Annotated in this window: 13 protein-coding genes; 7 read left to right on the top strand and 6 right to left on the bottom strand. The window is 57.7% G+C overall.

The genetic code is table 11. From position 1 onward, the window contains the following. The first annotated feature begins 51 nt into the window (after positions 1-51). The 7 genes from trpD (at position 52) to HMJ29_RS14910 (ending at position 7,262) form a co-directional block, all read left to right on the top strand. On the top strand, positions 52-1,044 hold the full coding sequence (gene trpD / locus HMJ29_RS14880) for an anthranilate phosphoribosyltransferase (RefSeq protein WP_171592232.1): 993 nt from the start codon (positions 52-54) through the stop codon (positions 1,042-1,044). Between the two features lie 118 nt (positions 1,045-1,162). Further along, a complete protein-coding gene (gene trpC, locus HMJ29_RS14885; RefSeq protein ID WP_171592233.1) occupies positions 1,163-1,984 on the top strand; it encodes an indole-3-glycerol phosphate synthase TrpC in 822 nt (273 codons plus the stop codon). Between the two features lie 29 nt (positions 1,985-2,013). Beyond that, positions 2,014-2,664 carry a phosphoribosylanthranilate isomerase gene (locus HMJ29_RS14890; RefSeq protein WP_171592234.1) on the top strand — a complete coding sequence of 217 codons (651 nt, stop codon included), beginning with the start codon at positions 2,014-2,016 and terminating at the stop codon, positions 2,662-2,664. Between the two features lie 34 nt (positions 2,665-2,698). Then, on the top strand, positions 2,699-3,895 hold the full coding sequence (trpB, locus tag HMJ29_RS14895) for a tryptophan synthase subunit beta (protein ID WP_171592235.1): 1,197 nt from the start codon (positions 2,699-2,701) through the stop codon (positions 3,893-3,895). A gap of 102 nt (positions 3,896-3,997) precedes the next feature. Beyond that, the gene (trpA, locus tag HMJ29_RS14900) at positions 3,998-4,777 is read left to right on the top strand and encodes a tryptophan synthase subunit alpha (RefSeq protein ID WP_171592236.1); all 780 of its coding nucleotides are present in this window, start codon (positions 3,998-4,000) and stop codon (positions 4,775-4,777) included. 77 nt (positions 4,778-4,854) lie between these two features. Next, positions 4,855-5,868 carry a 3-deoxy-7-phosphoheptulonate synthase gene (aroF, locus tag HMJ29_RS14905; protein ID WP_171592237.1) on the top strand — a complete coding sequence of 338 codons (1,014 nt, stop codon included), beginning with the start codon at positions 4,855-4,857 and terminating at the stop codon, positions 5,866-5,868. Between the two features lie 659 nt (positions 5,869-6,527). Continuing rightward, positions 6,528-7,262: a phenylalanine 4-monooxygenase gene (locus HMJ29_RS14910; RefSeq protein WP_244679209.1), complete on the top strand. Its 735-nt coding sequence runs from the start codon at positions 6,528-6,530 to the stop codon at positions 7,260-7,262. A gap of 87 nt (positions 7,263-7,349) precedes the next feature. Here HMJ29_RS14910 and HMJ29_RS14915 read toward each other — a convergent pair whose 3' ends face one another. The 6 genes from HMJ29_RS14915 to HMJ29_RS14940 all read right to left on the bottom strand — a co-directional run bounded on the left by HMJ29_RS14915 (position 7,350) and on the right by HMJ29_RS14940 (position 13,150). Further along, the gene (locus tag HMJ29_RS14915) at positions 7,350-7,820 is read right to left on the bottom strand and encodes an Mpo1 family 2-hydroxy fatty acid dioxygenase (RefSeq protein ID WP_171592238.1); all 471 of its coding nucleotides are present in this window, start codon (positions 7,818-7,820) and stop codon (positions 7,350-7,352) included. 135 nt (positions 7,821-7,955) lie between these two features. Further along, positions 7,956-8,813, bottom strand: coding sequence for a dienelactone hydrolase family protein (locus HMJ29_RS14920; protein ID WP_244679208.1), 858 nt, complete (start codon positions 8,811-8,813; stop codon positions 7,956-7,958). Positions 8,814-8,927: 114 nt separating this feature from the next. Beyond that, positions 8,928-10,244: an ABC1 kinase family protein gene (locus tag HMJ29_RS14925; protein WP_171592239.1), complete on the bottom strand. Its 1,317-nt coding sequence runs from the start codon at positions 10,242-10,244 to the stop codon at positions 8,928-8,930. 66 nt (positions 10,245-10,310) lie between these two features. Next, complete coding sequence (locus HMJ29_RS14930; protein ID WP_171592240.1) at positions 10,311-10,988, bottom strand: TetR/AcrR family transcriptional regulator; 678 nt, start codon at positions 10,986-10,988, stop codon at positions 10,311-10,313. A gap of 70 nt (positions 10,989-11,058) precedes the next feature. Next, on the bottom strand, positions 11,059-12,378 hold the full coding sequence (locus tag HMJ29_RS14935; protein WP_171592241.1) for a cryptochrome/photolyase family protein: 1,320 nt from the start codon (positions 12,376-12,378) through the stop codon (positions 11,059-11,061). 58 nt (positions 12,379-12,436) lie between these two features. Beyond that, a complete protein-coding gene (locus HMJ29_RS14940; RefSeq protein WP_171593358.1) occupies positions 12,437-13,150 on the bottom strand; it encodes an SDR family NAD(P)-dependent oxidoreductase in 714 nt (237 codons plus the stop codon). Positions 13,151-13,447: the final 297 nt, after the last annotated feature.

Raw genomic sequence — 13,447 nt, forward strand, 5'->3', positions numbered from 1 at the left:
CTTGCTTCTCTCATTCAACTGCCTCGGTATCCCACCGCAGAGGCTCCCCTCGTGAAACAGATTCTCAATCAATTATTTGACCAGCAAGCCCTAACGCACGCCGAAGCGCGCGAAGCCATGTACAGCATTGGGCAGGGGCAGGCTAACCCCTCCGAAATGGCCGCCTTCATGACGGTGTACCGCATGCGCCCCATTACGGTGCCGGAGCTGTCGGGCTTCCGCGATGCGCTGCTGGACTTGTCGCGCAACCCTGAGCTTGGGACCGATGAGGTAGTGGACATTGTGGGGACCGGCGGCGACGGCAAAGACACGCTCAACATCAGTACGCTGGCTTGCTTTGTAGTTGCTGGGGCCGGCTACAAAGTAGCCAAGCACGGCAACATTGGCGTCTCTTCGGTGTGTGGCTCCTCAGATGTGCTGGCTAAGCTGGGCGTTGATTTTGCCGTGCCGAACGATGTACTGAAGCGGCAGCTGGAGCAGGCCAACATTTGCTTTCTGCATGCCCCGTCGTTCCACCCGGCCATGCGCCATGCCGGGCCGGTGCGCCGCGAGCTGGGGGTGCGCACCTTCTTCAATATTCTGGGGCCGTTGGTGAACCCCGTGCGGCCACGCTACCAGTTGGCCGGCACTTTTAGTCTTGAGCTGCTGCGGCTGTACCACTATTTGCTCCAGCAAACCCAAACCCAATACGCGGTGGTGCATGCCTTGGATGGCTACGACGAGCTTTCCCTGACGGGCGCCGCCAAAGTTGCCTCCGCCGCTGGCGAGCAAATTGTAACGGCCGCCGACTTTGGCCTGGCCGCTACCACCGCCGCCGAGCTGGCCGGGGGCCGCAACGTAGAAGAGTCGGCGAAGATATTCCTGGACGTGCTGGAAGGGCGGGCCACTACTCCCCAGCGAGCGGTGGTAACGGCCAACGCCGCGCTGGCTATCCAATGCGTAAAACCTGATTTCAGCTTCGCGGAAGCCTTGGCTGCAGCGCAAGAATCTCTGGACTCGGGCCGGGCCCGGGAATCGCTACGCAACTTGCTAGCCCAGGCCTGAAATTCAGTTGTTTTTGCGAAAGCGGAAGCATTCTAGGCCAGTCTTGGTTTGCAACTATACCACGGCGCCGCAATTCTCATTTAAGCCCCGACTTTGAGCGGGCCATACGTTAGAAATCATGAGTACCCCCACCATTCTGGATAAAATCATTGCTCATAAGCGCCAGGAAGTAGCAACTCGCCGCGACCTGGTGCCGGCCAAGAAGCTGGAGCAAAGCCTGTACATGAACTCTCAACCGCTGAGCTTGCGCCGGTACCTGCTACGCGACGACCTAAGCGGTATTATTGCTGAGTTCAAGCGTAAGTCGCCGAGCAAAGGCTTCATCAACGCGCACGCCCCCGTTGAGCGTACCACGCTGGGCTACATGCAGGCCGGCGCTTCGGCACTGTCGGTGCTGACGGATACGGAGTTCTTCGGCGGTAAGAATGAGGACCTGACCACGGCCCGGCGCTATAACTTCTGCCCCATTCTGCGCAAAGATTTTACCGTAGATGAGTACCAGATTCTGGAAGCCAAGAGCATTGGGGCCGATGCCATTCTGCTGATTGCGGCCGTGCTCTCAAGTGAAGAAGTGCTGCGCCTGGGTCGGTTTGCCAAAAGCCTTGGCCTGGAGGTGCTGCTGGAAATTCATAACGCCGAAGAGCTCGACAAAACGCTGCACCCCGACGCCGTAACGCTGGTGGGCGTAAACAACCGCAACCTCCATGACTTTTCCGTGAGCCTGGATACCTCTGGGGAGTTGGCCCAGCGCATTCCTGATGAATTCGTGAAAGTAACGGAGAGTGGCCTACAGACCGCCGCCGACATTGAGGCCCTGCGCGCCGTAGGCTACCGCGGCTTCCTGATGGGCGAAACCTTCATGCGCCATAGTCGGCCCGAAAAAGCCTGCGCTGCCTTGGTACAGCAACTGCGCGCCACAGAAGCCATTACGCTGTTATAGGCCTAGCACTTATGCCAACTGCTCCTACCATGTCTGCGCCCACTGGCACTCCTTATATAAAGGTGTGCGGTATGCGCGAGCCCGCCAGTCTGGCGGCCGTGGCCGCACTCCAGCCCGATTTCCTGGGGTTCATTTTCTACTCAAAATCCAGCCGCTACGTGGGGGAGGAGCTGAGCGCTGAAACGCTGGCCGCATTGCCCACCAGCATTCGGAAAGTGGGGGTATTTGTGAATGAAAGCACCGAGGAAATCAGGCGGCGCGTGCAGGAGCTGGGCCTGGATCTGGTGCAGCTGCACGGCCACGAAACCCCGGCTCAGTGTCAGGAACTGCGGGAGAGCGGCCTGGCAGTGGTGAAGGCTTTCTCCGTGGGAGCCGACTTCGACTTTGGCCAGCTGATGCCCTATGTAGGCCACGTCGATTACTTTCTCTTCGATACGAAAGGCGAGCAACCCGGCGGCAACGGCACCACTTTCGACTGGAGCCTGTTGACGCGTTACCCGTTGGAGGTGCCCTACTTCCTGGCGGGTGGCCTAGGCCTCGCCCACGCCAGCGGCTTACGTAACCTACGCCTGCCGGGCCTGTTTGCACTGGACCTGAACAGCCGGTTTGAAACGGCCCCTGGGGTGAAGGACGCCACCTTGCTCCGGCAAATGTTTACTGAACTCCGGCCCGGCAGCTAATGCCCGGCCGCATCAACAAGCAACCAACCTCATCATGAGCACTACCTACCAAAAACCTACGGAGCGTGGCTATTACGGCCAATTCGGCGGGGCTTTCATTCCTGAGATGCTCTACCCGAACGTAGAAGAGCTGCGCCACAACTACCTGGACATTATGGCCGAGCCGGCGTTTCAGGAGGAGTACCAGCAATTACTGCGCGACTACGTGGGCCGGCCTACGCCACTGTTCGAGGCCAAGCGACTGTCGGAGAAGTATAACACCCGCATTTTTCTGAAGCGTGAGGACCTTTGCCATACTGGCGCCCACAAAGTAAACAACACCGTAGGCCAGATCTTGCTGGCCAAGCGGCTGGGCAAAACGCGCATCATCGCGGAAACTGGCGCGGGTCAGCACGGCGTGGCCACGGCTACGGTGTGCGCCCTCATGGGTATGCAGTGCATTGTGTACATGGGCGAAATTGACATGGAGCGCCAGAAGCCAAACGTGTACCGCATGCGCCTGCTGGGGGCTGAGGTGCGCGCCGCCATGAGTGGCAGCCGCACCCTGAAAGATGCCACCAACGAAGCCATCCGGGACTGGATCAGCAACCCCGTGGATACGCACTACATTATTGGCTCGGTGGTAGGCCCACACCCGTACCCCGATCTGGTAGCACGCCTGCAGGCCGTAATCAGTGAAGAGATGCGCAAGCAGCTGCTGGAGAAAACCGGCTCTGAGCTACCCCAGTACGTAGTGGCCTGCGTGGGTGGTGGCTCCAATGCCGCGGGGGCCTTCTACCATTTCCTGGAAGAGCCTTCGGTGAAGCTGGTAGCGGTAGAAGCGGCTGGGCACGGCGTTAACTCCGGCCATTCGGCGGCTACGTCGGTGCTGGGCAAACCAGGTATCATTCACGGCTCGCGCACCTTACTTATGCAGGATGAGGATGGCCAGATTACGGAGCCGTATTCGCTGTCGGCGGGCCTGGATTACCCTGGTATTGGGCCATTACACGCTTTCTTGGCCGACTCCGGTCGGGCGCGGTTTATCAGCATTGAGGATGAGCCGGCGCTAAAAGCAGTAGCGGAGTGCAGCCGGCTGGAAGGCATCATCCCGGCCCTTGAAACGGCTCACGCCTTGGCCGCGCTAGGCCAGTTAGGGGCCGGCCCCGACGATGTAGTGGTAGTAAACCTCTCCGGCCGCGGCGACAAAGACCTGGAAACGTACATTAAGTACGCCGACGCTATTATGTGATTATTTCTCGCAGAGGACCGCAGATGTATCGCAGAGGTGCGCAGACGAACGACCTCCGTGTACCTCTGCGCAACCTCTGCGGTCCTCAGCGGGAACCAACTCATGAACCGAATTCAACAAGCATTTGAGAAGAAGCAGCGCGGTCTGCTTAATATTTACTTCACCGCCGGCTACCCCACGCTTGATGCCACGGTGCCCCTTATCAAAGCCATTTCGGCTGCTGGTGCCGACCTGATTGAAATTGGGATGCCGTTTTCTGACCCATTGGCCGATGGCCCTGTGATTCAACAGAGCAGCACCGTGGCCCTGGCCAACGGCATGAATATGCGGGTGCTGTTTCGCCAGCTGGAAGGCATTAGGGAGGAAGTGGCCGAAACGCCGATTCTGCTGATGGGTTACCTGAACCCGGTCATGCAGTTCGGGGTAGAGAACTTTTGCCGCGAAGCTGCTGCTGCGGGCGTAGATGGCATTATTCTGCCTGATTTGCCCCTCGACGATTACGTGGCCGAGTATCAGGAGACGTTCCGCCAGCATAATCTAAGGCCAGTGTTCCTCATCACGCCCCAAACAGCGCCCGAGCGTATTCGCCGGATTGATGAGCTGACAGACTCTTTCCTGTATCTGGTGTCGGGGCCCGGCACTACTGGTGGGCAAAATACTCAGGCTGAGGGCGTGCAGGAGGCCTACTTCCAGCGCATTGAGGCCATGAACCTGCGCAACCCGCGCCTCATCGGCTTCGGTATCGGCGACAAAGCTTCGTTCCAGAATGCCTGCCAGCATGCGGAGGGAGCCATCATTGGCTCGGCTCTGATACGGGCATTAGAAGGTGTGGATGATGCTCCTGGCGCCGCCACCCGGTTTATTCAGTCGGTAATTAAGTAACACTTTCTACCGCAGAGCCCCCTTTGCGGCCCTCCGCGCACACCCCTGTGTTCCTCTGCGGAAACCCCCTCCAGCACATGATCATTCAATTAGACCCGACCATTGCCGAAACCGCTAAAGCGGACATTCTGGCCCGCATCAAAGACCTGAAGTATAAAGCCACGGAGGTAAAAACCCAGCGGGCGCATTACTTGGTGGCTATTGGCAAAGCCGATATTGATCTGCGCGCCATCGGCCAGCTGCCTGGCATCCTGGATATTCACCGCGTGTCCGACGACTACAAGCTGGTGTCACGGAAGTGGCGCGTGCGGCCCACTGTTCTCGACCTCGGCGACGGCGTGCGGATAGGGGAGGGTAACCTCACGCTGGCCGCCGGCCCCTGTAGCATTGAGAGCGAGCCGCAGATGGAGCTTATCATGCAGCACCTCGTGGATAACGACGTGCGCATTATGCGGGGCGGCGTGTTTAAACCGCGCTCTTCACCGTATTCCTTCCGGGGCTTGGGTATGGAAGGCTTAAAGCTGTTCCACCAAATGGCTCGGGCGCGCGGCATCAAGATTATCACGGAGGTGATGCAGGTGTCGCAGGTTGAGGAGATGCACGACTACGTAGATGTGTTTCAGGTGGGCGCCCGCAACACCCAAAACTTCAACTTGCTCGATGCCCTCGGCGGCGTAGATAAGCCCGTAATGATTAAGCGCGGCATTTCCGGTACCCTGGAGGAGCTACTGTCGTCGGCGGAATATGTATTCTCGGGTGGCAACGAGAAGCTGATTCTCTGCGAGCGAGGCATCCGCACGTTTGAAACAGCCTCGCGCAATACGCTTGATTTGAATGCGGTGCCTATCCTCAAAGAGAAGACCCACTTGCCCGTCATCGTTGACCCCTCGCACGGCATTGGTATTCGGGAGTACGTACCCTCAATGGCGCTGGCCGGCGTAATGGCCGGCGCCGACGGCATCATCTATGAAGCCCACGAGAAGCCGGAAGAAGCAGCTTCTGATGGAGCTCAGACCTTGAATTTCCAGGAGTCGGAGCGCCTGATCCGGAATCTGCGCAAAGTGTACGCCCTGCGCCAGGAGCTGGAATAGGCCCCTGATGTGGCCTAAAGAGCCGCTTGGCACGTCACAATCGTAGATGTGGTGTGCCAAGCGGTTTTTTATTGTCTGGCAGCGAAGGGTTTGTACTTTCCACAAATGCTATTCGCCTTTAGCGCTTACAGCCGATTGTTGCTGGCGTTTTTTGTGGACTCATTGTGAGTTGGCGTTGCGAGTTTATTGGTGCTGCCGCTACCCCCCTTTGCGCAAGGAGCCAACGCAGGCTTTTGTTCAGGCATCGAAATAACGAAGATGCATTAAGCAGGAGCAATAAACCGGGCTTTGACAAATCTATAAGGCTACATGTTAATAAGCAGGCCTAGGTCTGAAAATTGTTTCTGCGAAAGGAGGTTGGTTTCAGGCTGTAAGCCATGAAATACGTGATATTTATCTAATAAGCTGAACTATGGAAAGTTAGCATGCAAAAAAATAAGCGCTTATATATATAAGCGGCTTTTATAAATCCCTATATTTGTACATCATGTTTAACTATTCCGCGAAACAAGTCTGCCTAACCAATATTCGCCCCATGCAGGGCGAAATCGGGCTGCATTGCCGGTACGGAAGCTAAGAGCAACATGCTACTTCAACTCTGAAAACCAGTAAAGGCCCGACTCCGAAAGGAAATCGGGCCTTTTTTTATCCCTAAAGCCATGCTTCAGCAGCACTACGATCGGTACACGACGCAGGACCAGTTGGTTTGGAAAGTATTGTTTGACCGCCAAACGGCTCTTCTGCACAAGCGGGCCTGCTCGGCTTTTGCCAAGGGACTGGTGGCAGTGGGCTTTCACCGCAATGCTATTCCCAACTTTGAGGAGGTCAGTCAGCGTTTGTATAAAGCTACTGGTTGGCAGCTGGAGCCAGTGGAAGGCATGCTGAACGATGCTCAGTTCTTTGGGTTGCTGGCCCAGCGTAAGTTTCCGGCTACCGTCTGGATCCGCTCCATGGCGCAGTTCGATTTCATTGAGGAGCCCGACCTGTTCCACGGCGTATTTGGGCACGTGCCGTTGCTGATGGATCAGGCCTTTGCCGATTTTCTGCACTTCTTGGGGCAAGTAGCCGCTCAGCACTTGCAGGATGAAGTGGCCCTCACTCGGCTTGAGCGGCTGTATGGCTTCACGGTGCAATTTGGGCTAGTGCAGGAGCGGGGTGAGGCCCGGATGTACGGGGCTGGTTTGTTGTCGTCATCAGGCGAGATTCATCATTGCATCGGCGACGTTACCCGCCGCTACCCCTTCGACTTGGCCACGGTACTCCAAACGCCTTACAGCGAAGCGCATCTGCAGGACCAGTACTTCCTGCTCAACAGCTGGGAGCAGCTCACCGAGAGTGTAGCCGAATTGGCTGCTTTGCTGGCCTCTAACTGGCAGCTCAAGCCCGTGGAATAGCCTGAGCATCATCATTCTACTATACCACAAGGGCCAACTTACTACAGTAAGTTGGCCCTTGTGGTATAGATACAACGCGCGTTACCGCTAATACTGCCAGCCTAAGCGGCGATACACAAAGTGCAGAAGCCAGAGCGGCCCAATTAGCAGAAACTGCAGATCTTTGAGAAAAGAGGGCTTTTTACCTTCCACCTTATGGCCCCAGAATTGGCCAACCCAGGCCAGCACAAACACAATCAGGCACATGGCCCACAGTGGTAGCACGGCTCCGGCATCTACCAGACGCAATGCCCCCGCCATCAGCAGCCACACAAACAGCATCCCAATGGAAAGGCGCACCGATAGACGCAGATAATACACGATGGCTAGCCCCATCACCAAGGTGCCCCAGTTCAGCCAGGGGCTAATCTGTCGCAATGCATCTGGCACCGGAATCGACCAGAGTAGGCCTAGAATGGAGAACATAATCAGCGGCACACATACCCAGTGCACCAGCTTGTTGGTGGGGTTTTGATGGCTTTCTCCGTATTCAGAAAGCAGAGCGGGCAGGGTAGTCATAGTGGAGGAGGTGGGGAGTGTAGAGGAGCAGGGCTTTGAGAAAAGATACATTTTTTATGCACATAAAAGAAAAGGAGCTGCCTAACCAGGCAGCTCCTTTTGCTATAGCAATACGGCTTGCGGCAGACGATAGGCCTAGCCTTTCAGCTTGAAGTTTTTCTTCAGATACGCCACGGCCGCGGTGTGCGCGTCGGATGCGTACTCTTTGTTGTACTTGGGGTTTGAAGGGTTGGCAAAGGCGTGGTCGGCATCGTAGCTTTTGATGGTCACTTTCTTCTTCGCGGCGGCCATGTCCTTCTGAAACTGAGCTACCACTTCAGGGTTAATCCACTTGTCTTGGGTAGCGAAAATGCCCAGCACGTCCGTGTTCAGGGTTTTGAGCTTAGCTACGTCTTTCTCGGGCATGCCGTAGTACATCACGCAGCCAACAGCTTTCGGGCCAGCTATCAGGGCCGTTTGCAGGCTCCAGCCACCCCCGAAGCACCAGCCAACGCTGGCCACTTTGGCATTGGGGCCCGCATACAGCAAGGCACCTTTGATAATGTTCTGGGCACGGTCGGTTTTTACGCCCTGCATGAGCTTGCCGGCCTGGTCGGGGTCGGTGGCCACTTGGCCGTCGTAGAGGTCGAGGGCAATTACGTTTACGCCGGGCAGATCCTTGGCATATTGCGCGGCTTCCTTCTTAATGTAGTCGTTGAGGCCCCACCACTCGTGAATCACGAACAGGTACTTATCAGAGCGGACATTGCTCTTGATTTCAAAGGCCTTGCTGCTTTGCCCGTCCGGCGTTTTGAACTCGATGGTTTCACCCTCACCGGCGTAAGTATACGGCAGGGGCGCATCGTGGCCACCTGAGAAGTCCTCGTTGGAGGCCAGCATGGCAAATGCCTCGGTGGCGTTAGTTGGCTTGGCGCAGCAACTCATGGCGCTTTGCGCCGAGGCCATGGTAACGGTGCTCAGAAGCAGCGCAAAAAGGGTCCAGATTTTTTTCATGGAGGGGAAGAGAGGAGTGAAAAAAGCCAGTCCGGCCTCCCGATAGGGAAGCTGGACTGGGCAGCATAAACTCGTAAGTGGCAATTAGGTTTTCAGGGGCTACTCAGCAGTGAGCTAGGCCACTGCGGTGGTTGTGATAGATGCGCGCAGTTCTGTGAGCAATGCGTAAAGGCCTACGTAGGTGCGGTTGAGGTAAATAAAGTGCTCAGAGCCGCGGGGCTCACGCTGCTGCCGGAGCTCTGGCTGCTGCATAAGATCGTCGCCGAGGGCGTAGAGGCTTTGCATGTAGGCCGGGTCGCCGAAGTCGAAAGTGGCCTGGCGAAAGGGGCGACCTACCAGCTCCAAGGAGGCCTGCATAGTGCTCACGTAGAACGTGCGTTTGGCAGGCGCATCCTCTGCGCGTACCACGCCGGCCTCTTCCAGCAGCATGGTCAGCAGCGCCGCGTTTGCTAAGGTTTCTGGAGCTAGCAGGGCGGTGAAAAGCCGGTGCACATCCTCGGGAATCTCCTTCACGCAGCCGAAATCCAGCACGCCCAGGGTGCCGCCCTCATCGGCGCGCAGCAGGAAGTTGCCGGGGTGCGGGTCGGCGTGAACAGTGCGCAGGGTGTTAAGCTGGAACATGTAGAAGTCCCAGAGGGCTTGGCCTAGCTGGTTGCGCACAGCCTGGGGCGGGTCGGTAGCCAAAAACTCTTTCAGATGCTGGCCCGGTAGCCAGTCCATCGTCAGAATACGCAGGGAGGAGAGCTCCGGGTAGTAGTTGGGAAACTGCAAGTGCGCCAAGTCGGCACAGGCCGCAGCAATTTCCTGACCTCGGCGCAGTTCCAGGGCATAGTCGGTTTCTTCGATGAGGCGAGTTTCCACCTCCTCCAGGTAAGGGCGTACCGTGTCTTCGGAGAGGCCTAGCACGCGCAGGGCAATGGGCTTCACCAACCGGATATCGGAGCGGATGCTATCGGCCACACCCGGGTACTGCACCTTTACGGCCAGCGCCAGATTACCCTTGCGGGCAAAATGCACCTGACCAATGCTGGCGGCTTGCCGGGCCTGCAAGTTAAACTCGTCAAATACCTCAAACGGCGACTTACCGAAGGCATCCCGAAAGGCCTTCACCACCAGCGGGCCCGACAGGGGAGGCGTCTGGTACTGGGCCTGGGCAAACTGATCGGCGTAGGCAGTGGGCAGAATGTTCTTCTCCATGGCCAGCATCTGGGCCACTTTCAGCACTGAGCCTTTCATCTCGCTGAGGGCACCATAGAGCTCAGCGGCGTTGGCGGCATGCAGGTCTTCGGAAGTAGAGTCGGCTCCTACGGCACGCTTAGCGTAGTGCTTCAGGTAGTTAGCGCCCACGTTCAGGCCGGTTTTAGCAAAACGAGCCGCCCGCGCTACTTTGGTAGTAGGCAGGGAGGAGAGAGACTTTTGGGGTTCTTCCATTAGATGGGGTTGCGGCAAAGTGGCCTACACCAGCGTTGGCCACTTAGGCTAATCAAGCGTAAGCGCCTACTTCCGGCGCACGAGGAAGCGCACGAAATCCACGGCGGAATCAAGGGTGTTGCGACCTACCAGATCAAAGCTGAGCGTAACGGCTTTCTCGACGGCAGCATCCGTGCGTTCAAAATCAATGCTGTCGTCTTTGGCGAAGAAGCCCAGCACAAACAGGGCCTGCTGCCAAAAGGCACGCGGGTATTGGTCTTGCACCAGCGGGCGGCTAGCCACTTCTTCGGTGCGGCGGCCATCACGCAGAATCTCGCCCACAAACACCTCAAAGTCCTGGCGAAAGTCGTCGAGCACGCGAGGTGTCAGGCCCGGAAACTCCGGCATGGAGCGGTGAAGAGAGTTGAGCGCGTAGCTGCGGTTGCGCTTCAGTACTTCCAGCAGGGTGTAGTAGAAGCCCAGCAGCTTCTCGCGGGCACCGTACTGCGCCCACACGGGCTCTTTGGCCGCCGTGCTGCGGGCCTCCCGACCAAAGTCAGCCCACAGTTCCCGGTCGATGGCCGCGAAATTGGCGTAGTACCGGTAGAACTCCTGCTCGGGCAGGCCTAGCTTTTGGGTGAGCTTGTATACTGATACCGGCGGCTTGCCCTTGCGGAGCACATAGTCGAGGTAGGCCTGCTTAATGCGGTCGGCGGGGGTAGCCGTGGTTTCAGGTTCGGCGGCGGGCGAAGGTTGCTGTTCCATAGTAGAAGTATAACCGGTGAAGTGGGTGGGTAGTTCGGCGGCCTAGGCGGTAAGTCAGAAAGAAAGTGGCCTAGCCAGCCGCCTGATACGCAGCGCGCAAGGTGTCAACGGCCCGCTGGCGGGCAAACTTGTGCTCTACAATGGGTTTGGGGTATTCACAGGTGCCAAACTCGGGCACCCACTGCCACACATAGGCAAAGGTGGGGTCGTACTGTTCTTGCTGACTTTGGGGGCTGTACACCCGGAACCAGGGCGCAGCTACCACGCCGGTGCCCGCCATCCACTGCCAGTTGCCTACGTTTTGGGCCATGTCGTAGTCGAGGAGCTTATCGGCGAAATACTTGTCGCCCCAGCGCCAGTCAATAAGCAGGTGTTTGACCAGGAAGCCCGCCGCCGCAATACGGGCGCGGTTGGGCAGGTAGCCGGTCTGGTTTAGCTCGCGCATCCCCGCATCTACCAGCGGGTAGCCCGTGCGGCCCTCGCACCAAGCTTTGAATTCCTCTTCGTTGTTGCGGTAGGGCACATGGCGCAGGCGTGGGTCGTAGCTTTCGGTGGCGGTGTTAGGGAAGTGCCAGAGCAACATCATGAAGTAGTCGCGCCAGATTAGCTCGGCCAGCAGTTTGGGGTTCAGGTCGCGGGCCTGGCGCATGAGTTCCCGCACGCTGAGCGTACCAAAGCGCAGGTGCACCGAGCGGCGCGTGCTGCTATTCACCTGCCCCGGCGAGTTGCGGGTGAGGTGATAGTTGCGCACCACAGCCTCGGCTGGAAGCTCAGCCGCCGGCACAAACTGCTCAAACCGCTCAAACTGCATGCTTTCCAAGCCAGGCCTAGGCTCAGCATCAGGCAAGTGGCCTAGCCGCTCTGCTGTAAAGAGCTCCTTGGAAGGGTAGGGCTGCAAATCTTCATCCTGCAGCTTATCCAGCCACGCGTTGCGGTAGGAGCTGAAGGTGCGGTTCGGGCTGCCCGACTTACTCAGGATTTCCCGCTTCGCGAAGATGACCTGGTCTTTGTAAGCTTGAAAGGTAGCCCCATGGCGCTGGCATAGCTCGGCCACGGCGGTGTCGCGCTCGGCAGCGTAAGGCTCGTAGTCCTCGTTGGTATACACGGCCGCCACTTCGTAGCGCGTAAGCAACTGCTCGAAGACTTCAAGTGGGCGACCATACATGGCCAGGAAGGTGCCGCCTGCTTGCGCGGTTTCCTGGGCCAGGCGCTCTACCTGATCATAGATGAACGTGACACGCGCATCGCGGCGACTGGGCAGCAAGTCCAGAATTTCCCGGTCGTAGATGAACAACGGCACCACTGGATAGCCGCTGCTCAGTGCTGCCGCTAGTCCGGCGTTATCGTGGAGGCGGAAGTCGCGGCGGTGCCAAAAAAGGGTGATTTTCATCGGTAAAGCCCACGGCAGTTGGTGAAACCAGAAGGTGAAGCTGGGCAGGAATAAAGTCTTACTTCAATCGGCCCATGCCCCCATCTACGGGCATTATCTGACCCGTGATGAAAGAGCTGTGGTCAGAGAGCAGGAACGAGGCCATGTAGGCCAGGTCCTGGGGCTCACCAATGCGCTGCAGCGGGTGGCGTTTGGCACCGGCCTCCACCTTTTCGGGCGTGCTGAGCAGGGGGGCGGCCAGGGGAGTGTTAGTGAGGGAAGGGGCCACCGCATTCACCCGGATACCGCTGGCGGCGTACTCAGCGGCCAGGGCCCGCGTGAGGCCTTCTACGGCGGCCTTGGCAGTGGCAATACTGGTGTGAAATGCCATACCCGTATCGGCGGCCACCGTGCTAAACAGTACCACCGAGGCGCCATTGGCCTTCTTGAGGCGCTTCATGGAAGCCTGCAGCACCTGCACGGCACCCATTACATTCAGCTCAAAGTCGCTGCGGAAGTCCTCGGCCGGAATGCGCTCGAAGGGCCGCAGCTTGATGCTGCCGGGGCAGTATACCACGCCGTGCAACACTTCGGGCAGGCCGTCCAGCAGCTGGCCTAGCGGCTGCGTTACATCTACTCCTATAAAAGCGGTGTTGAGTTCCGCCAGCTCGGGCGACTCGTGGCGTGAGGCGGTGTAGAGGGTAGCGCCCAGCTCGTGCAGCAGGCGGGCAGTAGCTAAGCCAATGCCGGAGGAGGCACCAACTACGAGGATGTTTTTGTCAGCAAACTTCATGGAGCAAATCAGGTGAGAAGGAGTAGTTGCTAACTGAACCATTCAGAGAAAGTTTAGGCCCATTGGCGTTGTAGCAAATACTATCAGCGGTTTGCCTTCTAGGTTCTGATTCATCATCTTGCCAAGTCGCACTTCTATGCCCCACCTCTATCCATGGAGCCTACCCAGGAAATCCTTCTCTACCAATCGGCCGACGGCCAAACCCAGCTGGATGTACAACTGCAAAACGAAACTATTTGGCTCAGTCAAGCACAAATGGCTGAACTATTTGGCCGTGACCAAAGTGTTATTAGCCGC

Origin of the sequence: Hymenobacter taeanensis, assembly GCF_013137895.1 — a bacterium.
In the GTDB taxonomy this organism is placed as follows: Bacteria; Bacteroidota; Bacteroidia; order Cytophagales; family Hymenobacteraceae; genus Hymenobacter; species Hymenobacter taeanensis.